The 19,369-nt window shown below is 67.1% G+C and carries 19 protein-coding genes; 18 read left to right on the top strand and 1 reads right to left on the bottom strand.

Annotated elements, in window-relative coordinates:
• The first annotated feature begins 5 nt into the window (after positions 1-5).
• The 18 genes from BLR24_RS14430 (at position 6) to BLR24_RS14345 (ending at position 18,400) form a co-directional block, all read left to right on the top strand.
• Entirely contained in the window at positions 6-725 is a 720-nt protein-coding gene (locus BLR24_RS14430; RefSeq protein ID WP_093017944.1) for a 4'-phosphopantetheinyl transferase family protein, read from the top strand.
• The gene (locus BLR24_RS14425) at positions 722-1,540 is read left to right on the top strand and encodes a serine aminopeptidase domain-containing protein (protein WP_093017942.1); all 819 of its coding nucleotides are present in this window, start codon (positions 722-724) and stop codon (positions 1,538-1,540) included. The genes BLR24_RS14430 and BLR24_RS14425 overlap by 4 nt, the downstream gene beginning before the upstream one ends.
• Positions 1,533-2,489 (top strand): alpha/beta hydrolase family protein, encoded by a 957-nt coding sequence (locus BLR24_RS14420; RefSeq protein ID WP_093017940.1) that lies wholly within the window; start codon positions 1,533-1,535, stop codon positions 2,487-2,489. Before BLR24_RS14425 ends, BLR24_RS14420 begins: the two co-directional genes overlap by 8 nt.
• A gap of 31 nt (positions 2,490-2,520) precedes the next feature.
• On the top strand, positions 2,521-3,714 hold the full coding sequence (locus BLR24_RS14415) for a polysaccharide biosynthesis/export family protein (protein WP_093017938.1): 1,194 nt from the start codon (positions 2,521-2,523) through the stop codon (positions 3,712-3,714).
• 64 nt (positions 3,715-3,778) lie between these two features.
• Positions 3,779-6,091: a polysaccharide biosynthesis tyrosine autokinase gene (locus tag BLR24_RS14410; RefSeq protein WP_093017936.1), complete on the top strand. Its 2,313-nt coding sequence runs from the start codon at positions 3,779-3,781 to the stop codon at positions 6,089-6,091.
• Positions 6,088-6,750, top strand: a complete 663-nt coding sequence (locus BLR24_RS14405) for a sugar transferase (RefSeq protein WP_093017934.1) — start codon at positions 6,088-6,090, stop codon at positions 6,748-6,750. Before BLR24_RS14410 ends, BLR24_RS14405 begins: the two co-directional genes overlap by 4 nt.
• A gap of 63 nt (positions 6,751-6,813) precedes the next feature.
• Positions 6,814-7,791 (top strand): GDP-L-fucose synthase family protein, encoded by a 978-nt coding sequence (locus tag BLR24_RS14400; RefSeq protein ID WP_093017932.1) that lies wholly within the window; start codon positions 6,814-6,816, stop codon positions 7,789-7,791.
• Between the two features lie 45 nt (positions 7,792-7,836).
• Positions 7,837-9,165, top strand: a complete 1,329-nt coding sequence (locus BLR24_RS14395) for a hypothetical protein (protein ID WP_093017930.1) — start codon at positions 7,837-7,839, stop codon at positions 9,163-9,165.
• 8 nt (positions 9,166-9,173) lie between these two features.
• The gene (locus tag BLR24_RS14390) at positions 9,174-10,280 is read left to right on the top strand and encodes a glycosyltransferase (protein WP_093017928.1); all 1,107 of its coding nucleotides are present in this window, start codon (positions 9,174-9,176) and stop codon (positions 10,278-10,280) included.
• Complete coding sequence (locus tag BLR24_RS14385; RefSeq protein ID WP_093017926.1) at positions 10,277-11,251, top strand: hypothetical protein; 975 nt, start codon at positions 10,277-10,279, stop codon at positions 11,249-11,251. The genes BLR24_RS14390 and BLR24_RS14385 overlap by 4 nt, the downstream gene beginning before the upstream one ends.
• A 2-nt stretch (positions 11,252-11,253) precedes the next feature.
• On the top strand, positions 11,254-12,201 hold the full coding sequence (locus BLR24_RS14380; protein ID WP_254787299.1) for a hypothetical protein: 948 nt from the start codon (positions 11,254-11,256) through the stop codon (positions 12,199-12,201).
• The gene (locus BLR24_RS14375; RefSeq protein WP_093017921.1) at positions 12,198-13,469 is read left to right on the top strand and encodes a lipopolysaccharide biosynthesis protein; all 1,272 of its coding nucleotides are present in this window, start codon (positions 12,198-12,200) and stop codon (positions 13,467-13,469) included. The genes BLR24_RS14380 and BLR24_RS14375 overlap by 4 nt, the downstream gene beginning before the upstream one ends.
• Entirely contained in the window at positions 13,466-14,713 is a 1,248-nt protein-coding gene (locus BLR24_RS14370; protein WP_093017919.1) for a glycosyltransferase WbuB, read from the top strand. Before BLR24_RS14375 ends, BLR24_RS14370 begins: the two co-directional genes overlap by 4 nt.
• An 83-nt stretch (positions 14,714-14,796) precedes the next feature.
• On the top strand, positions 14,797-15,588 hold the full coding sequence (locus BLR24_RS14365; protein ID WP_093017917.1) for a LuxR C-terminal-related transcriptional regulator: 792 nt from the start codon (positions 14,797-14,799) through the stop codon (positions 15,586-15,588).
• Positions 15,589-15,638: 50 nt separating this feature from the next.
• Positions 15,639-17,189, top strand: a complete 1,551-nt coding sequence (locus BLR24_RS14360) for a mannose-1-phosphate guanylyltransferase/mannose-6-phosphate isomerase (RefSeq protein WP_093017915.1) — start codon at positions 15,639-15,641, stop codon at positions 17,187-17,189.
• Positions 17,186-17,470 (top strand): hypothetical protein, encoded by a 285-nt coding sequence (locus BLR24_RS14355; protein WP_093017913.1) that lies wholly within the window; start codon positions 17,186-17,188, stop codon positions 17,468-17,470. Before BLR24_RS14360 ends, BLR24_RS14355 begins: the two co-directional genes overlap by 4 nt.
• 35 nt (positions 17,471-17,505) lie before the next feature.
• The gene (locus BLR24_RS14350) at positions 17,506-18,108 is read left to right on the top strand and encodes a hypothetical protein (protein WP_093017911.1); all 603 of its coding nucleotides are present in this window, start codon (positions 17,506-17,508) and stop codon (positions 18,106-18,108) included.
• 82 nt (positions 18,109-18,190) lie between these two features.
• Positions 18,191-18,400, top strand: a complete 210-nt coding sequence (locus tag BLR24_RS14345; protein WP_093017909.1) for a hypothetical protein — start codon at positions 18,191-18,193, stop codon at positions 18,398-18,400.
• A gap of 25 nt (positions 18,401-18,425) precedes the next feature.
• On the opposite strand, the gene BLR24_RS14340 is transcribed toward BLR24_RS14345, so the two are convergent.
• Positions 18,426-19,367, bottom strand: coding sequence for a hypothetical protein (locus BLR24_RS14340; protein WP_093017907.1), 942 nt, complete (start codon positions 19,365-19,367; stop codon positions 18,426-18,428).
• Positions 19,368-19,369: the final 2 nt, after the last annotated feature.

Here is a 19,369-nt window from a genome sequence, read left to right as displayed (position 1 = left end):
TCACCATGGGACACGCTGGTTTCTTTGGCCTTTGTTCCGTCGAGGCGCCGGTATGCCGGTACCTCGACCTGGACGAAGACGCCGGCCCCGACGCCGAGGGCATCCTCTCCACCGAGGAACGCGAACGCGCCGCGCGGCTGCAGTTCGACTCAGATCGCCGGCACTACGTGGCTGCGCATGCGGCGCTCCGCCACGCACTGGCCGCGCAAACGGGCGAGCACCCCGAGGCGCTGCGCTTCAATCACGGTGCCTTCGGCAAGCCCTCGCTCGCGGGACGGTCACGCGTGCGGTTCTCGCTGAGCCACAGCCGTGCGCTGGGCCTGATCGCCATCGGCAGCCGCGGGCCGCTAGGCGTCGATGTCGAGCAGCTGCGTGAGGTGCCCGATGCGCTCGAGCTCGCCGAGCGGTATTTCACGCGCTCCGAATGCGAAGCGCTTGCCGCGCAGCCTGCCGCGGAGCTGCACCGCGCCTTCCTCACCTGCTGGACGCGCAAGGAAGCGTGCCTCAAGGCCATCGGCCTCGGGCTGATCGTGCCGCCGGAATGCTTCGAGGTCGGGCTGGAGTCCGACTGCCGCAGCGTCGAAGTGCCGGTCGCCGGTCGCATCCTGTGGCTCGCATTGCAGCCGGCGCCCTTCCGTTCGGACAGCGTGGGTGCGCTTGCCGAATGGCGCCAGACGCACGTTCACGCCAGCGAGCCTCATGCGGCGACGGAGGTGTACCTGTGACCGCGCACCCGTTCATGTTCGGACCCGCTTCGCGCCAAATCTTCGGCATCTTCCATGCTGCGGAGGACGCGCGGCCGGGCGACACCGCGGTGCTCGTGTGCCCGCCGTTCGGACAGGAGGGCCTGCGTACCCACCGCCTGTTCAAGGTGCTGGCCGAGCGCCTTGCTCGGGCGGGTGTCGCGACCTTGCGTTTCGACTTCCACGGCTCGGGCGACTCGCCGGGCGAGGAGACCGATGGCGAGCTCGACGGCTGGCGGCGCGACCTGTGCTGCGCGCACGAAGAGCTGCGCCGCCGTGCGCCAACAAGCCGCATTGTCTGGGTCGGTGCGCGGCTCGGCGCGACCATTGCCGTGCTGGCGGCGCGCAACGGGCGCTGCGACCCCGCGCGGCTGGTGCTGTGGGAGCCGGTAATTGACGGCCGTCGCTATGCGCGTTCCTTGCGCGAAGAGCATGTGGCCGCCATCGACACGACCTTCTGCATTCCCGATCTTGCCTGGCGCCGCAGTCTGGCGCGCGAGCCCGACGCCATGCCGGAAGAGGTTCTCGGCACCCTGCTCTCGCCCAAGCTGCGATCGCAGCTCGGTGCGCTGGTGGCCGAATCGCTCCCGCTCACGGCGCTGCACGACACGCTGGTCTTGACGCCGCCCGGCGACGAGCACACGGCGCAATGGGCGGCCGAACAGCAGTCGCGCCACATGCCGGTGCGGCTTGCCTACTTCCAGCACCGGCTCGACTGGACGTCGGACCCCTATCCCAACAGCGCCATGGTTCCGGCCGGTGCGCTCAACCGCTTGCAGGGTGCGCTCTATGAATGACGCGACGCAAAGCCCGGTCCGGTTCGGAGCCGGCAACTCACTGGTGGGCATGGTCACCACGCCCGCGCAGCAGGTGCCTGCCACTGTCGCCTGCCTGATGTTCAACATGGGTGCCAACCATCGCGTGGGGCCGCGCCGCATCAACGTCAAGCTGGCGCATGAGCTCGCGGCACACGGCATGGCCAGCCTGCGCTTCGATCTGGGCGGCGTCGGCGACAGCGATGCATTCGATTCGGCCCACGACCTGCAGACCCGCTCGGTGCACGACCTGCAGGCCGCCATGGATCTGCTCGAAAGCATGCTGGGCATCCGGCAGTTCGTGATCGTCGGCATGTGTTCCGGCGTGGAGCACGCCGTGTCGGTGGCCGCCGCGGACACGCGTGTGGTGGCGCTCTCGCTGTTCGACGGCTTCGCCTTCCCCGAACGTCGCGCCCGCTGGGAGCGCACGCTGCGGCGTGCCCTGGCGGCGCCCGCGCACCCGTCTTTCCCCGGCAAGGCCAAGCGCTGGCTGCTGCGCCACCTGACGGGCAACCCTTCGGCAAAGGCGCTGCCCGGCTTCCTCACCGAAAAGCAGCCGCCCGAAGTCAGGGCCGCGTGGTTCGGCGCCGCCATGAAACGCCTGGTCGAGCGGAAGGTCGCGCTGCAGCTGCTGTATTCGGGATCGCTGCATGTGTGCGACCGCGATCGCGACCAGCTCGGCGCGCTCGGCCGCGAGCCATACGCCAAAGCCCTGCAATACCAGTTCATGCGGAACGTGGACCACACGTTCTGCACGGCGGAAGGGCAGCTTATCTATATGCAAACCGTTGGGGACTGGGCGATTGCATGCGCCCGCAGCGCCAGCGTGGAGCGCCCCAGCCCCAGCCCCTGCCCCAGCCCCTGCACCAGCCCAAGCCCCGCAACGGCGGCCGCCGAACGCCCGTTGCGCGGTGCCTACGCATCCCAGTAAGCAAGTTTTTCCCTAGAGCAAAGGACACACCATGGCACACCTCGATCAAGCCGGTTCCTTGCGCGTTGCACGCGTTCCGACCGACACGGCCCCGCCGTTCGCCCGCGTTCGCATCCGAACCCGCATGGGACTCGCGGCCGTGCTGCTGCCGCTGTGCCTGGCCGGCTGCGGGATTCCGGGTTTCGGGAATCCCGACAGCGGGAACTGGAGCGGCTCCGGCTCCGAGGCGGCCGGCCAACCGAAGATCGTTGCCATCACGCCCGAACTGATCCGCAGCATGGCCGCGCAGAACCCGCAGGCATTGCCGACCGAGGTGCGACAGCTCTTCGGCAAGGCGCCGGCCTACACCATCGGGCCGGGAGACGTGGTGGGCATCGTCGTCTACCGCCATCCGGAGCTGATGCCCAATGCGGGCGCGGTCATCTCGCAGCAGTCGGATCCGACAGGCGTGAGCGTGGCGCCCGGCTTCATCGTCGACGGCCAGGGCGAGATCAGCTTTCCCTACATTGGCCGAACGAAGGTCGAGGGCCTGACGGAGAGCGCTGCCTCCGACCTCATCTCGCGCCGGATCGCACCCTTCGTGAAGGACCCGCTGGTAAGCGTCAGGGTGCAGTCGTTCCGCAGCCGGCGCGTGTACGTGGAGGGCGAGGTCCGCACCCCGGGCCTGCAGATCTTCACCGACGTGCCGATGACGCTGGCCGAGGCGATCAATCGCGCCGGCAGCATCAACGCGGGAGGCGACCGCTCGCGGGTGACTCTGACGCGCGGTGAGCGCACCTATGTGCTCGACCTGCCGATGCTGCAGCGCTTCGGCTACGACGCGAGCCGCATCCCCATGCAGAGCGGCGACATCGTGCACGTGGGCACCCGCGAGGACACCCGCGTCTACGTGATGGGCGAGATCCGCAATCCATCGCCCCTGTTGATGCGCAACGGCCGGCTGACCCTGAACGAGGCGCTGGGCGATGCAGGGGGCCCCGAGCTGAACACCTCGCAACCCGGCCAGATCTACGTCATACGCAATTCGCGCGGCGACGTGCCCGAGGTGTTCCATCTCAACGCGAAAAACCCCGTGGCGCTGGCCCTGGCCGATCGCTTCGAGCTGCAGCCACGCGATGTGGTCTACATCGATCCCGTGCCGCTGGTGCGATGGAACCGGGTGATCAGCCTGATTCTTCCCGCCGCGCAGGTCGTGAACCTCGGAGGCACCGCCAGCCGTCGCTGAGCGAGCCCCTCCCCGCCATCCCACTTCGCCCCATCCGTCCAGGCAACCCACAAAAGGTGATCCTATGAATGCCCACTGGCAACCCCTGATTCCCGCTCCTTCCGAACCGGTGGCTGCGGACCGTCCCCCGTCGAGGCTCAGGGAACATATCGACCTGCTGCTGGACAACCGATGGAGCATCGCGAAGATCACCGCGGTTGCGTTGCTGATCGGTGCGGCCTACACGATGTTCGGCCCGCGCGTGTACGAATCCAACGTGCTGATCCAGGTCGAGGATTCCGAACGCTCGGGCGGCACGCTGGTCGGCGACTCCGCCAGCAGCGCCCTGAACGCCAAGACGCCGACCGCGGGCGAGGCGGAGATCCTGAAATCGCGCCTGGTGCTCGAACAAGCGATCGAGGACACCAAGCTCTATATCGAGGCGCAGCCGCACTACATCCCGGTGGTGGGCGCGTGGCTGGCACGCCATTCGAAGACGCTCTCCGAACCCGGCTTCGTGGGCATGTCGGGCTACGTCAGCGGCACAGAACAGATCGTGGTGGCGCAGATGGACGTGCCGGCCGAGCTCGAGGGCACACGCTTCCTGCTGACCACGAAGGCGGACGGGGCCTTCACCCTCACCCATTCCAAGCTGGACGCTGCCATCGAGGGCAAGGTCGGCACGCCGCTCGACGTGCAGACCCCGCGCGGACCGATCCACCTGCTGGTGGGCTCCATCGAGGGCCGGCCGGGCGCGGCCTTCGAGCTGGTGCGCCAATCGAAGCAGCTCACACTGCTCGAACTCCAGAAGGAGCTTCGCGTCATCGAGAAAGGCAAGCAGTCCTCGATCATGGACGTGAGCTGGCGCGACAGCAACCGGATGCAGCTGGCGAACCTGCTCAACGAAGTGGCGCGGCTCTATGTGCGCACGAACATCGACCAGAAGACCGCGCAGGCGCAGCGCGCGCTCAACTTCCTGGGCACCGAGCTGCCAAAGCTCAAGCAGCAGCTGGAGCAGTCCGAGGAAACCTACAACGAGTACCGCAACCAGAACGGGACGATCAGCCTCGACGACGAGGCGCGCAATGCGCTGTCGCAGAACGTCGAGCTGCAGGCGAAGCTCTTCGATGCGACCCAGAAGCGGCTCGAGCTCACCGAGCGCTTCACGGCGCGGGACCCGAGTGTGCAGACGATCGATGCGCAGATCGCCTCGCTCAAGAAGGCGCTGGGCTCGGTGGACCAGCGCATCCGCCGCATGCCGCTCTTGCAGCAGAACTCTCTGCGCATGCAGCGCGACATCAAGGTGAACACCGACCTGTACGTGTCGCTCTTGAACAGCTCGCTGCAGATGCGTCTCGCGAAGGAAGGAAAGATCGGCAACGTCCGCGTGCTGGACCAGGCCGTGGTGCCTGAAAAGCCGCTCCGTCCCAAGGCCGTGATCGCGATGGGGCTGGCACTGCTTGCGGGCCTGTTCGCCGGGGCGGCCTCGGCCTTCATGCGCAAGTCGTGGCGCAACACCATCGCCAGCCCGGCCGAGATCGAAGCCTACACCGGCCTGACCGTCTACAGCACCGTTCCGCTGAGCCCCCGGCAGAGCCTGCTGGACCGCGCCATGCGCAGCGGCAATCCCGGCGTGCATCTGCTGGCAGCGATCCAACCGGACGATCCGGCGCTAGAGGGACTGCGGCGGCTGCGCACAGCGCTGAAGTTCGCCGTGCCCGATGCGCCGAACAACCGGATCATGATCTCGAGCGCCACGCCGGGCGCCGGCAAGACCTTCGTGTCGGCCAACCTTGCGGCCGTGCTCGCCTCCAGCGGCCGGCGCGTGCTGCTCGTCGACGCCGACCTGCGGCGCAGCAGCCTGGCACCCCATTTCGGCCTCAAGCGCCGCGGCGGGCTGTCGGAACTGATCCAGGGCTCGGTCGAACTCGACGAAGCCATCCACCGGAGCGTCCTGCCCAACCTGGACGTCATCACCACCGGTGCGCTGCACCTGGACCCGACGGCCCTGCTCACGAGCAACGCCTTCGTGAAGTTGCTCGAGCGGATTTCGGGGCGCTACGACACGGTGATCATCGACACGCCGCCCATGCTGCTCGCGTCGGAAACCGCCGAGATGGCGACCTCCATGGGCACGCTGCTGATGGTGGCACGCGCCGGCGAGAACGAGCTGGGCGACCTGTCCGAAAGCGCGAAGGTGCTGCGGAACGTGGGCGCGCGTTTTCAGGGCGTGGTGCTGAATGGGCTGGACACGCGCCGTCGCTACTACGGCAGCCTGGGCTACCGGTTCGGCGGCTATCGGCTGAGGATGCACGACTACCCGGGCGCGCCGGCCGAGCTTCCCGCGCCGGCGCCCGTGCGTACCCGTGCCCGTACGGGAGCGGGAGCGACATCATGACCACGATCCGAACGAACGCCCACGTGCACCTGCGGAGCAACTCGCCGTTGCTGATGGGCATCAAGCGCCTCGCGGACATCGCGATGGCGAGCGCGTTCTTCCTGTTCTTCGGTTGGATCTATGCGCTGATATGGATCGGCGTGCTGCTGACTTCCGGCAGCCCCGCCATCTACAAGCAGCCGCGCTATGGGCGGGGCGGGCATGTCTTCAGCTTCTACAAGTTCCGCTCGATGGTGCCGGATGCCGACATGGTCCTGGAGCGCTACCTGCGCGAGAACGAAGCGGCCAGGCGCCAGTGGGAGATGTACCAGAAGCTCGACCACGACCCGCGCATCACGCCCTTCGGCGCGTTCCTGCGCAAGTACAGCCTGGACGAGCTGCCGCAGTTCTGGAACGTGCTCAGGGGCGACATGAGCATGGTCGGCCCGCGCCCCTGCATGTTCGCGCAAAAGGAGCTGTACGGCGTCTACTGGGACCACTACTGCTCCGTGCGGCCCGGCATCACCGGCCTGTGGCAGATCAGCGGCCGCAACGAGGTCAGCTACCGGCGCCGGGTGGCGATGGACGTGGACTACGTCACCACGCTTTCCATCCAGCAGGACATCGTGATCCTGCTGAAGACCTTTCGCGTGGTGGCCGGAGGACACGGCTCCAGCTAGGCACAGCGCCGCGCACTGCATTTCTCTTTTTTCGACATCTCAACCCTCAACCGAAAGAACAGTATGCGTATCTACGTAGCAGGTCATCGCGGCATGGTGGGCCAGTCGTTGATGAAGCGTTTGCGGGGCCTCGGGCACGAGGTCGTCACGCGCAGCCACGAGGAACTCGATCTGCTGGACCAGGAAGCGGTCCGCCGGTTCTTCGCCACCGAACACATCGATCAGGTCTACCTGGCCGCGGCCAAGGTGGGGGGCATCTACGCCAACATGACCTATCCCGCGGAGTTCATCTATCAGAACCTGATGATCGCCGCCAATGTCACGCACCAGGCGTTCCTTGCGGGCGTCAGGCGTCTCCTGTTCCTCGGCTCGAGCTGCATCTACCCGCGGCTTACCGAGCAGCCCATCCACGAACATGCGCTGCTTAGTGGCAAGCTCGAGCCGACGAACGAACCCTATGCGATCGCCAAGATCGCTGGCATCAAGCTGTGCGAAAGCTACAACCGGCAGTACGGAGCCTCCCACGGCATCGACTACCGCAGCGTGATGCCGTGCAACTTGTACGGCCCGGGCGACAACTACCACATCGAAAACAGCCATGTCGTGCCGGCGCTGATCCGGCGCTTTCATGCCGCCAAGATGGAAGACGCGCCCGAGGTGCTCATCTGGGGCACCGGCCGGGCCCAGCGCGAGTTCCTCTATGTGGACGACATGACCGACGGCTGTCTCATGGTGATGGACCTGACGCGGGCCGAGTATGAGCAGCACACCACGCCGATGTGCGCCCACATCAACCTGGGCGCGGGCCAGGACCAGTCGATCGCCGAGCTGGCGGAACTGATCCGCGACGTCGTCGGCTACCGCGGCCGGATCCGGTTCGACACCTCGCAGCCGGACGGCGCGCCGAGAAAGCTGCTGGACGTGTCGTGCGCCGCGAGTCTGGGATGGCACGCCACCGTGCCGCTGGCCGAAGGCCTCCGCCGCACCTACGCCGACTACCAGGAGGCGCTGCGGCCCGTCCAGGAGATTGCGCACGCCTGAGCCGCGCGCACTCCCTTTCCACACAACCGACTTGCAAGGCACGCCATGAGAACACTTTGCTTCTGGTTCGGCATTGCGGCTGCGTTCCTGTGCGGCTGGGCCGACCCGGCCTGGGGCTACGCGGTCTTGTGCGTGCTGTCGGTCGCCCAGCTGGCGATGCTTCGCGCGCCGGGCGCCAGCGTGTTCCTGCTGCTGCACTACGCCACCGTCCTTACGTACTTCTCGCTGGCGCCGGCGATGCAGATCGCCGACGACGTCTTCTTCTGGGACGCTGGCGTGATCAGCGCGCCGGCGCACACGCAGGCGCTGGCGCTGCTGCTGCTGTACATGGCGGGCGTGGAACTCGCCCGGCTCGGCATGCCCGAGCCGCTGGCGCCGTCCTTTTTTGCACGGAAGCCGACGCCCGAACCGCAGGGGGCCGGCGTGGCGCACCCCGTGCTGCTGCTTCTGAGCGGCATCCTGGCGGCGTTCGCATCGCTGTTCATCCGCCCCGACCTGAACTTCATTGCGCGCGGCGACGTAGGGAACGAACAAGGCGTTCCCATGGATTTCATCGTCTATTCGACGCTGCCGAAACTCATCGTGCTGATGTGCTTCGTGGCGCTGGCCATCCATGCCGTCCGCCGGCGCACGATCTGGTCGTGGGGCGCCGCGGGCCTGGCGCTGGTGCTCTCTGCCATCGCGGCGAACCCCGTCAACACGCCGCGGCAGATCCTGCTGATCGGACTGCTGCCGCTTCTCATCCATCTCTTCGGCCGCGGGCGTCGCTGGACGCTGGCACTGCTGCTCTTCGGCGCCATCGCGGGGTTGGGCCCGGTGCTGAACCTCGTGTCGCGCGGCGTCTTCTGGGGAGAAACGCTCGCCACCTTTCCCTACAGCCAGGACTTCGATGCGATGTTCATCGTGGCCGGCATCCTGGAGCGCGCGCCAGACCCCGATCTCGGATGGGGGCGCTACTTGCTGTCGGCCTTCTCCTTCTTCCTGCCCCGCGACCTGAAGCTCTATCCGGATTTCGATCCGCTCGGATGGCCGTCCATCCTGGGCAACTTCTCGCAGGCCAACCTGTCGCTGCCGCCGTTCACCACCGCGTTCCTCGACTTCGGCCTGGCGGGCCCGGTGCTGCTCGGCCTCGCGATTTCGGCCTGCGCCCGCTATCTGGACAAGCTCATCGATCCGCGCGGCGTGGTGTCGGGCAGCTATCTCTGCGCACTGGTGCTGCTGGCCGCGTACGTGCCCTTCATGCGCGGCCCGATCCTGGGTTGGGGACCCTTCGCGGCCTCGGGGGTGATCGCGGCCGCATTCGCCGGAATCCTGAGCTCGCGCTTCCGCCGGCCACGCCCCGCCGCAGCGCCCTATGTCCCTGGCACGACCTGAGGTTCGCCATGCACAAATACCTGTTCTACGACACGATCCGGCTCAATAGCGCCGCGGGCGGCGTGCTGAACGTGTCCGATCTCCTGTTGAAAAGAATGCAGCTTTGCAAGGGCGACCGGATCCAGCCGGTCAGCGAGTTGCATCCGCGCCTCTTTGCCGCGGCGCGGCGCCTGCGGATCAGCCGGTTCCTCGTCGAGATGCTGCTCTACAACTACCACCGCCTGCGCGCGCTGTTTGCCGGGGAGCAGGTGTTTTCGCTATTCCCGAACTACTTCCTGCCGTTCACGCCGTTCGGACGCCACCGCGACTCGATCGTGATCGTCCACGATCTCCAGTACAAGGTCTACCCCGAGTATTTCAGCCGCACCAAGCGCCTGTGGCTCGACTGGTGCCTGTGGCGCGCTGCGCACAGCCAGGCCGACGTGGTCTTCATCAGCCGGAGCAGCCAGCACGATTTCGAACGGCACTTCAAGCGCTGCGAACACGCGACGGTCATCTTCAATCCGGTGGATGCCACCAGGTCGGCCGCTCCAATGGCCCCAGCCGCACCCACCGCCCCGACCGGCAAGGCGCACATCGGCGAGCGCTACCTGATCGCGTCCTACCACTACTACCCGCACAAGAACTTCATCGGCACGCTCAAGCTTTTCGAGCGCATGAAGCGCGAGGGCCTCGTCGACTGGCTGGACATCACCGGCAACGGCGCGGCCGAAGTGAAAAGAATGGTCGCCGCCATGGGGCCCGAGATCAGCAGCTGCGTCCGGCACCGGGGGCTGGTCTCGCGCAAGAAACTGACCCAGCTCTACTGCGGCGCGGCGGCCTTCATTTCGCTCTCCGCGTTCGAGGGCTTCAATCTCTCGGCCGCCGAGGCCGCCACGCTCGGCGTGCCGCTCCTGCTCTCGGACATTCCGGTGCACCGGGAGCTGTTCGGTGGTTACGCTTTCTTCGTCGGCAGCGAGGCCTGCGATCTCGGCGAGCTGTCGCAGTACCTCGCCGACCACCGTGAGACGCAGCCGGCCTGGGTGCATGCCGAGGCCTGCGCGCCGGGCACCGTGGCCCGTCGCTATCTCACGCTGAAGCGAGAGGCCGTTGCGCTCGCCGGGGCCGTGCAATGACGAAAAAACGCGCGCACGTTCTTCGCCGGTTGCTCGCGACATGGCTGCTGCCGTGTTCGGTGCTGGCGGCGTCCGCGGCGTCGGCCGCCACGGCCGGTTTCGGCGTGATGGTGCACTACCTGCCTGACAAGCATTCGATTGCCGATGTCGCCCGCTTCGACGTCGATGCCTTTGCGGAATCGCTCGAGCAGATGCGGGCTTCCCACCTCATCCTGACGCTCGGGCAAAACAACGGCCAGTACATCGCTCCCAATGCCGCGCTGGAGAAGCTGTGCCCCCAAAGCGCAGCGAACCGGCCGCCGCGAGACCTGCCGCTCGAGATCGGCCGCGCGCTGCGCGCCCGCGGCATCGCGCTGGTGCTGTACCTGCCGTTCCGCGCGCCGCAGTCCGACCCATACCTGATGGAGTGCCTGGGCGACATCTCGGAACAACAGCCACCGCCGGCACCGTTCATCGGCCGATGGGCGGCGGTGATCCGCGACTGGTCGGAGCGCTACGGCACGCTGGCCAGCGGCTGGTGGTTCGACGGTGTCTACAACACCACGGGCGTGTCGGCGGAGGGCTGGAACGCGCTGTGCGGCGCTGCGCGCAGCGGTGCCGCAAAACGCTGGCTGGCCTTCAATGCCGGCGAAGGCCCCGAGCGATACAGCGTCAAGGCGGCGCCGTGCCAGAACCTCATGGCCGGCGAGTTCATGCAGCCTCCGGCGCAGCCCGCCGGAACAGAGGCTGGGTTGACCTTTCATGTGTTGACGCCGCTCGGTGCCTCATGGGGCCGGCCGACGCCGCCGCGCTTCACGGCCGACCAGGTGCGCGGCTGGATTGCCGTCGCCAATGCGCGCGGCGGGCTGTTCACGCTCGACCTCCCGCTGGACGCCGATTTCCGCTTTCTTCCCTCGCACGTGGCGTTGATCCGCAACGCCACGGCACCTCGCACCCGGGCCCTCGCATCCATCGCCCATTACAAGCCATGACCATGAACAAGGCCCTCGTCTTCATCGTGGTGGAAGACCGCCAGAACAAGACACTGTTGCTGTGCCGCGAGTCCGCGGCGCAGGCAGAAGAATCGCTCGTCGTGCTGTCCGGCACCGACGGCGGCTCCGGCTACGAGCGGCTGTGCAGCACCTATGTGCACCTGTCGAGCAATACGCCGGAGTTCGAGAAGGTCTGCTTCCGGCGCTACTTCCTACTGGCCGAACACCTCAAGGCCCATCCCGATTGCCAGGAGTTCGTGCTGATCGACAGCGACGTGCTGCTGTTCCGGGGCATCGGCGCGCACATCCGGCGCGTGGCCGGCAAGGCGGATTTCTGCGGCTCGCTCATGCAGCCGGGCGATGGCTGGGATCCGTGCCAGATCTCGCCCCACGTCAGCTACTGGACCGCGGCGGGCTTGCAGCGCTTCATCGCCTTCGTGCTCAACACGTATGCAACGCCAGCCGGCCGCAGGAAGCTGCGCGCCATCGCGGCGCGGTTTGCCAACCGTGGCGAGCGCGGCGGCGTGTCGGACATGACCCTGCTCCATCTCTGGGCGCAGGCCACCGGCAATGCGGCGCCCATCAACCGGGTGTTCGGCGGGCGCGTGATCGACCACAACATCAACGGCGGACGCAACTTCCAGTACAACGAGTTCCAGGTCCGCGGGGGCGCCAAGCGCCTCGAGTTCGTCGACGGACAGCCCTTCCTCATCACGGCCGGGGGCGAGATGGTGACCGCGCTGGCACTGCACTTCCAGGGCAGCGCGAAGATGGCGATGTCGCACGCGCTGCATGGCCGCATAAGGATGGTCGCGCTGCTCACGTATGCGCTGTGTGTGGCGCGCCGCCTCAAGAACTGGGCCTTCGGGCGCGGCTTGATCGCGCAGCGCACGCCGGACGGCGGCCGCCTCGCGGGCGCCTCGGCGCGAGCAACCGACGCACGGCCATGAACCCGCTCCACCGCACCTTCAGCGTCGCCGGAATGCGCACCGTGCAGCTTCGCGGCCTAGGGGCGCTGGCTTCGCGGCTCTACGTCTACCTGTCGGGCTTCCTGGCGGTCTTTCTGATGGCGGCATATGTCTCGCCCGCGGACTTCGGCCAATACTCGATCTACCAGTCGGTGCTGGAGATGGCGCTGGTGGTGGGAATGCTGGGCAGCGCGCTGCTGTTCTCGCGCAATGCGGCCACCGTGCCGCCGGGCGTGCGCCGCGGCGACGTGGTCCGCACGCTGGCCATCGGTCTTCCGCTGGCCGTGCTGCTGATTGCCGCCATCCTGACGCTCCAGCGCACGGGCGTGGGCGACGTGCACTTTGTGCTGATCGTGGCAACGCTCGCGCTCTTCGCGTTCATCAGCCTGCGCCTTTCGTACAGCCGCGGCCTTGGCCGTGCGGGCCTGCTCAACCTGGAGGCCGGTATCCGTTCGACCATCCTGGTGCTGGGGGTCGCGGCCTTCGCCGCGCTGGGCTTCGAGTTGCGCGTCACGCAACTGCTGCTCATCAACCTGCTGGCCTTCGTGGTGGTGGGAGCGGCCTGCATGCACACGGGCTGGGCCGCCGGGCCGCCGCGCGGAAGCGCCGCGCTCAGCCTGTCGTCGCAGGGCAGCGCCACCGTCTATTCGCTCTTGGTGTTCCTGCTTCGCAAGTCGGACCTGCTGGTGGTGGCCTTCTTCATGCCGCTCGGGTACGTGGGCGCATTCAAGATCGCCTTCCTGCTGGCGGAAGCGCCATCGCAGTTCGTGCAGGCCTTTCTCTACACGAAGACGCGCGCCATGCTGGGCAGCGATCCCGGCAATTCCAATCCCGACGGCTCGCAGCTGCAGCTGGCGAAGCACTCGTTCTTGCTGGGCTGCGTTCTGTTTGCGGCGCTCGGGGTGCTGATCACGGTTGCCGCGCCGCTGCTGAAGGTCGGCCCCGAGGCGCTCGAGATCTTCCTGTGCATTGCGCCCTACTTCCTGCTGCGCACTTACACGGTTCACCACGAGATGCTGCTCGCGCTCAAGATGCCGGTGAGCACGCTCGGGTACTGGGCGCTGGCCGAGATGGCGCTGCGGCTGCTGTCGTACGGCGTCGTCGTCGCGATCTTTCCCGGCAAGCCGCACTACGTGTTCTTCATTGCCACCGTCTCCGACCTCGTTCTCTACGAAGTGCGGATGCGTGCGTTGCTCGGCTTCTTTCCGCTCGTGCGGCTGATTCGCGGTTCTTCCACAAAGCAACCATGAAAATTCTTCTCTATTCCATGAACTTCACGCCCGAGCTGGTCGGCATCGGAAAGTATTCGGGTGAGATGGCGCAGTGGCTGCATGCCAAGGGGCACGATGTCCGCGTGATCGCGTCGCCGCCCTTCTTTCCGCACTGGGCGCCGTTCGAAGGACACTCTGCGTGGGCCTACCGCAAGACGGTCTGCGACGGCATCACTGTCTGGCGCGCGCCTACCTGGGTGCCGGCGCGGCCGCGTGCGCTGGCACGCATGGCCCATCTCTTCTCGTTCATGCTGTCGAGCATGCCGCTCCTCTTTGCGCAGATCCGCTGGAGGCCGGACCTGGTCTTCGTGGTCGAGCCGCCGCTCTTCTGCGCGCCGACCGTGCTCTTCTTCTCGCGCATGCTGGGCATCAAGTCGTGGCTGCACATCCAGGACTACGAGGTCGACGCCGCCTTTGGCCTGGGCCTGGTGCGAGGCGCGCGGGTGCGGCGTTTTGCGCTCTCGGTCGAGCGCTGGCTGCTGAGCCGCTTCAGCCGGGTCTCGACCATCTCCGCCGCCATGCTCGACCGAGCCAAGGACAAGGGCATCGACGAGACCCGGCTGGTGCTGCTTCCCAACTGGGTGGACGTGCGCTCGATCTACCCGCACCCGGCAGGCGCCTCGGATACGGGCGAGCCGGTGAACGCCTACCGCACCATGCTCGGCATTCCGGCCGACGCGGTGGTGGTGCTCTATGCGGGCAGCCTGGGCACCAAGCAGGGCATCGAGCTGTTGGCCGATGCGGCACGGCAACTGTCCACTGCCGGGCACATTCACTTCGTGCTCTGCGGCAACGGACCGAGCCGCGAGGCGCTGAAGACCGCCTGCGCCAACCTGGACCGCGTCCATTTTCTCGATCTTCAACCCGCCGAGCGGCTCAACGAATTGCTCGGCATGGCCGACATCCACGTGCTGCCGCAGCGCGCCGATGCGGCCGACCTGGTGATGCCGTCAAAGCTGGGCGGCATGCTCGCCAGCGGCAAGGCGGTGATCGTCACGGCCCACGAGGGCACCGAACTGAGCAACGTGGTGGCCGGCCGCGGACTGGTGGTGGCGCCCGGCGATCCGGATGCGCTTTCCGATGCCATTGCACGGCTCGCCGCGTCGCGCCCTCAACGCGAAGCCATGGGAGCGGCCGGCCGCTCCTTCGCCGAAACCGAGCTGGATCGAAACGCCATCCTGCTGCGCCTGGAGAAGGAGCTGCTGCGCTGTCTCGCGGACTGAGAGCGCACCGCCTCCACACCACACCCAATCGTCACGTCGCGACGCACACGCAACCCTCCCATAACTCCAACCTGGGTACTCACATGTCCGACACCACCTCGAATCCTTCCGGCGTTTCGGATTTCGGCCGTGCGCCCGAGCGGCGCACGAGCTACTCGACGGGCGTCTGTCCGCCGCCCGAGCCCCTGTGGCCGCACTTTCTGACCGGGCAGGAAGATGCGCCGGTGCGCGTGCTGCTCGTCGACGACGATGAGTTCATGCGCCGCGTGATTGCGCAGGAACTGCTGTCCGACCTGCGCATCCAGCTCGAGGGGCAAGCCGGCAGCGTCCGCGACGGCCGCCGCCTCTTGGCCACCCACGAATTCGATGTGCTGATGGTCGACTTGCGGCTGGGCGACGGGTCGGGTTTCGACCTGATCCGAGAGGCCCGCAAGCTGCAGCGCCACTGCGAAATCATCGTCATCTCGGCACTGGAGGACGACGCCCACGTGATTCACGCGCTGGAGCTCGGCGCCACGGGCTACCTGCTCAAGCACGCCTGGCTCCAGAGCTTTGCCCAGGCCGTGCTGCAAGTGGTCAACGGCGGCGCCGCCATCACGCCCAAGCTGGCGCGCCGGCTGCTGACGCGAATGAACCTGCAAAGCGGCGGCGAACCGCCGGCCATGGAGGCGCCGGTGCGCGAGGCGACGCTGACGGCGCGGGAGCGCGAGGTGCTACGCTGCGTGGCGCGCGGCTACGTGTCCAAGGAGATCAGCTTGAGGCTGGGCATCTCGGGGCAGACGGTCAACGCCCATATCAAGAACATCTACAAGAAGCTGCACGTGCATTCGCGCGCCCAGGCGGTGAGCCTGGCCACCCACACCGGGCAGCTCTGACCGGGCACATCGCTTGCAAAACAAGCAACGAAGAAGGAAGGACGGACACCGTGAACACACCCACCATCCATCCCGTGGTGCTCTGCGGCGGCAGCGGCACGCGCCTGTGGCCGCTTTCGCGCAAGACGCTGCCCAAGCAGTTCGCGCCGCTGATCGGCGACAAGAGCCTGCTGCAACTGACGCTGGAGCGCCTCGCCAGCCTGAACAGGAACATCACCTGCATTGCATCGGAAGATCATCGATTCCTGGTGCGCGAGGCGGTGGCCAAGGCCGGTGCCACAGGCCGGCAGATTCTCGAGCCGGTGGCGCGCAACACGGCGGCCGCCATGGCCGCGGCCGCGCTGCTCGCCGGCAAAGATGACCTGCTGCTGTTCGCCCCGGCCGACCATCACATTCCCGATACGGATCTGTTCGCAGAGACCATCCGCAGCGGCGTCGAGGCCGCGCTGGCCGGGCAGATCGTCACCTTCGGCGTGTCGCCCACGTTTGCCAGCACGGCCTACGGCTACATCGAGGTGGGCGCGGTGTCGGCCGACGGCCACAGCCGAGCCGTGGTGCGCTTCGTCGAGAAGCCGACGGCGGACGTGGCCGAAACGCTCATCCTGCACGGCGGCTACTGCTGGAACGCCGGCATCTTCCTGGCCAAGGCCAGCGTGTTCATTGCCGCGCTGCGCGCGCACGCACCCGACATCCTGCAGGCCTGCGAAGGCGCCACCGCCGCTCTTTCAAGCGACGGGAGCTTCGATCGCCTGGACCGCGAGGCCTTCGAGGGCTGCCGCAGCGACAGCATCGACTATGCGGTGCTCGAAAAGCACGAGGGCATCTCGGTCGTGAAGTTCAACGGCAACTGGAGCGACGTCGGCAGCTGGAACGCGGTGGCTGCGCTGCATCCGGCGGACGACACGGGCAACCGGCTGAGCGGCAGGGCCAGCACCCTGCGATCGAGAAATACCTTCATCCACGCGCCGTATCGGCCGGTGGTGGCGCTGGGCACCGACAACCTGATCATCGTGGACACGCCCGATGCCGTGCTGGTGGCCAGCGCCGATTGCGCCCAGCAGGTCGGCGACGTGGTGCGCATGCTCACGCTGGGAGGCCAGGTCGAAGCGACGGAACACAGGCGCGTGGTCAGGCCTTGGGGGGCCTACGACAGGCTCGACTTCGGCGACCGCTTCCAGGTGAAGCGGCTCACCGTCAATCCTGGCGGCAAGCTGTCGCTGCAGATGCACCACCACCGCGCCGAGCACTGGATCGTGGTGAAGGGAACGGCCAAGGCGACCTGCGACGGACAGGTCACCCTGGTGCGGGAGAACGAATCCATCTACCTGCCCCTGGGCGCCATCCACCGACTGGAAAATCCCGGCAAGACGATGCTGGAAGTGATCGAGGTGCAGACCGGCGGCTATCTCGGCGAGGACGACATCGTGCGCTTCGACGACACCTACGACCGCTGCCCCGGAATCAAGACACGCGTCGATGCGGAGCCGGTGCCGTTGCCGTCCATCGCCGCTGCAGCTGCCGGGGTCGGAGCTGGGGCCGAAGCCAAGCAGCCTGCGATAAACGGCACGCCCCATCGCCATCACGTAGCATCCGCGCCATGAGCTACACAGTGAACCTGATCGACTTTCCCGATGCACCGGCCGAAGTCATTTCCGCAGCGGAATCGCGCTTCCGGCGCGAACTCGACAAATTGCTGGGCGATGGCGTAAGGCCGGCCTTGAAAGCTTTCGAAAACGCCAGCGAGTCGAGCGCCAACGAACTCACCAAGGACGAAATCGCTCTGGCGGCAAGCCGGGCCAAGGCCTACGAAGCCGCCAAGACGGCCGGCTTTCGCGCCTTGGGCGAAGCCGACGAAGCGTATTTCGAAGTCCGGCTCGACTGACGGCCGAACGTCCCGCCCCCACCAGGCAGATCTCCATGACGAAGCTCTGGCCTGCCTTGCTGATTGCCGCCCTCCTGGGGGGCTGCACCGCACCGCCCACCACGACCACCACCGAGCCATCGGCCGCGGCGGCGCCACGCACGGGCACGGTGTACTGGCAGTACATGCGCTCGACTTCGTACGAGGCGCGGCAACCGGGACTGGGCATCAGCCATCGCTACGAAAGCCGGGTGGGCTGGGTCGACGTGTATGTGTACGACCTGAAGCAAAGCAACTGGATGCCGGGCGTGGACGACCCGCGCTTCGATGAGCATTTCAAGGCCAGCGTCAACGAGGTCCGGCTCGCCGGCACGAGCGGCGTCTATGCCAAGGTGGAAGTCGGCCCCGTGAGCGACGTGAGGATCGAGGAACAGACCCTTCGCCGCGTGAGCTTTCGCGTGCTGCACGCGGCCACCGGAAAGAGCTACGAGTCGTTCACGTATCTCACGGCGCGCAACGGCCGGCTGCTGAAATACCGCATGTCTTTTGCCACGCCGGCACCGGCCGACGTCGATGCCATTGCGCGCGAGTTCATCGCCCAAAACCTCCGCAGCGGACCCGACATGCCGAGGGCATCGCCACCCTTTCTCAACATCTGACCAGGGCGCAAATAGACTGTACGTTCATACAGTGTTTCCTCTAGAATGACTCGTCTCCAAGAGCAACATTCGAGGCGACACCATGACCACCGCCAGCCCGCCCGCGCCCTCCGCGCGGATCCTGTTTTTTTCGCCGTTGCGGTGTGCGCAACCGCGCCAGCATGCGGGCCGCATTTCGACCTGGCCCTTTCGCGTGGTTTCCGACAAAGACCGCGAGAGCAGCGACATCCGCCTTCAGGCGGCGCGCATCATCCGCACGACGGCCGGGGAATGGTGGCCGCCGGCCGATTGAGCGAAAGCCAAATCCGGCCTTCGGGTTACTGCAAACTCTCCGCCTCCAGCTCGCCGAGCATGTCCTGCGCATCGTCGTCGAAGCCCGCAATGGGCTGGGCCTTGGCAAGCGCCAGCCACACGCCGAACGGAATGCGCTCGAAGGCGCGGTGCACGGCGGCGCGTGCCACCACCAGCCGCTCGCCTTCGAGCACCAGTACGCCGCACTCCGGCGGAATTTCGTCGGGTGATGCAATGCATCGGCCGCGCGCATCGTTGCCCAGCACGTACCAGCACTCGCCGCCCAGGTCGAGATAGGCCGCGCGCTTGTCGGGCTTGCGCAGGTCGCCCAGCAGGTCGGCGCGGCTCACCTTCACCTCGTGCACGATCGGGTGCGCATAGGCTTCGACGCTGGTGTTGCGGATCGAGAACACGTCGGGCCTGGCCATGCACCAGCGCGCCTTGCCGCCTTCTTCGAGCGGCGGCAGGCGTGCCCGCAAGCCGAGGCCGCGCCAGGCGATGCGGCCGCCGCGCGTCATCTCGCGTGCCACGCGTTCGACCAGCGCTTCATGCGGCGAGAGCGCCGCGCGGTTGATGGTGAGCGTGGTGGCGATGCGTGCAATGCCGGCATCGGTCACGCGCAGGGTTTCGTGGCCATGCAAAGTGCGCACGCGTTCGAGGAACCCGCCCGCCAGCAGCTCGACTTCGATGGCGTCGCAGCAGGGCCAGCCTGCCGAGCGGTAGATTTCGCGCAGCCGACGCGCATGCGGCTTTCCGAACGGCACCGCGCCGGCCCGCTGCATGGGCGGCTCCACCACGGGCGGTGGAAAACCCGGGTCAGTGAACGGCGGCTCGACGGGCGGTGGATCGCCCTCGGGCGGAGGGCCGATCGGCGGCGGCGGCGGCATGGGAATCGGCACGTCGGGCGCGGGCGGCGGCGGACCGATCGGACCGGCGGCGACATGATCAACAAGGGCGAGTGCGGACATGG

The sequence above is a fragment of the Variovorax sp. OV700 genome (assembly GCF_900099805.1).
GTDB lineage: Bacteria > Pseudomonadota > Gammaproteobacteria > Burkholderiales > Burkholderiaceae_C > Variovorax.
This window is presented reverse-complemented; position numbering and strand designations above follow the sequence as displayed.

What these genes read in the sequence shown, in the direction of transcription:
- BLR24_RS14430 (WP_093017944.1), top strand. Translation starts at nt 6, where the DNA reads ATGGGACACGCTGGTTTCTTTGGCCTTTGTTCCGTCGAGGCGCCGGTA.
- BLR24_RS14420 (WP_093017940.1), top strand. Translation starts at nt 1,533, where the DNA reads ATGAATGACGCGACGCAAAGCCCGGTCCGGTTCGGAGCCGGCAACTCA.
- BLR24_RS14415 (WP_093017938.1), top strand. Translation starts at nt 2,521, where the DNA reads ATGGCACACCTCGATCAAGCCGGTTCCTTGCGCGTTGCACGCGTTCCG.
- BLR24_RS14410 (WP_093017936.1), top strand. Translation starts at nt 3,779, where the DNA reads ATGAATGCCCACTGGCAACCCCTGATTCCCGCTCCTTCCGAACCGGTG.
- BLR24_RS14405 (WP_093017934.1), top strand. Translation starts at nt 6,088, where the DNA reads ATGACCACGATCCGAACGAACGCCCACGTGCACCTGCGGAGCAACTCG.
- BLR24_RS14400 (WP_093017932.1), top strand. Translation starts at nt 6,814, where the DNA reads ATGCGTATCTACGTAGCAGGTCATCGCGGCATGGTGGGCCAGTCGTTG.
- BLR24_RS14395 (WP_093017930.1), top strand. Translation starts at nt 7,837, where the DNA reads ATGAGAACACTTTGCTTCTGGTTCGGCATTGCGGCTGCGTTCCTGTGC.
- BLR24_RS14390 (WP_093017928.1), top strand. Translation starts at nt 9,174, where the DNA reads ATGCACAAATACCTGTTCTACGACACGATCCGGCTCAATAGCGCCGCG.
- BLR24_RS14385 (WP_093017926.1), top strand. Translation starts at nt 10,277, where the DNA reads ATGACGAAAAAACGCGCGCACGTTCTTCGCCGGTTGCTCGCGACATGG.
- BLR24_RS14380 (WP_254787299.1), top strand. Translation starts at nt 11,254, where the DNA reads ATGAACAAGGCCCTCGTCTTCATCGTGGTGGAAGACCGCCAGAACAAG.
- BLR24_RS14375 (WP_093017921.1), top strand. Translation starts at nt 12,198, where the DNA reads ATGAACCCGCTCCACCGCACCTTCAGCGTCGCCGGAATGCGCACCGTG.
- BLR24_RS14370 (WP_093017919.1), top strand. Translation starts at nt 13,466, where the DNA reads ATGAAAATTCTTCTCTATTCCATGAACTTCACGCCCGAGCTGGTCGGC.
- BLR24_RS14365 (WP_093017917.1), top strand. Translation starts at nt 14,797, where the DNA reads ATGTCCGACACCACCTCGAATCCTTCCGGCGTTTCGGATTTCGGCCGT.
- BLR24_RS14355 (WP_093017913.1), top strand. Translation starts at nt 17,186, where the DNA reads ATGAGCTACACAGTGAACCTGATCGACTTTCCCGATGCACCGGCCGAA.
- BLR24_RS14350 (WP_093017911.1), top strand. Translation starts at nt 17,506, where the DNA reads ATGACGAAGCTCTGGCCTGCCTTGCTGATTGCCGCCCTCCTGGGGGGC.
- BLR24_RS14345 (WP_093017909.1), top strand. Translation starts at nt 18,191, where the DNA reads ATGACCACCGCCAGCCCGCCCGCGCCCTCCGCGCGGATCCTGTTTTTT.
- BLR24_RS14340 (WP_093017907.1), bottom strand. Translation starts at nt 19,367, where the DNA reads ATGTCCGCACTCGCCCTTGTTGATCATGTCGCCGCCGGTCCGATCGGT.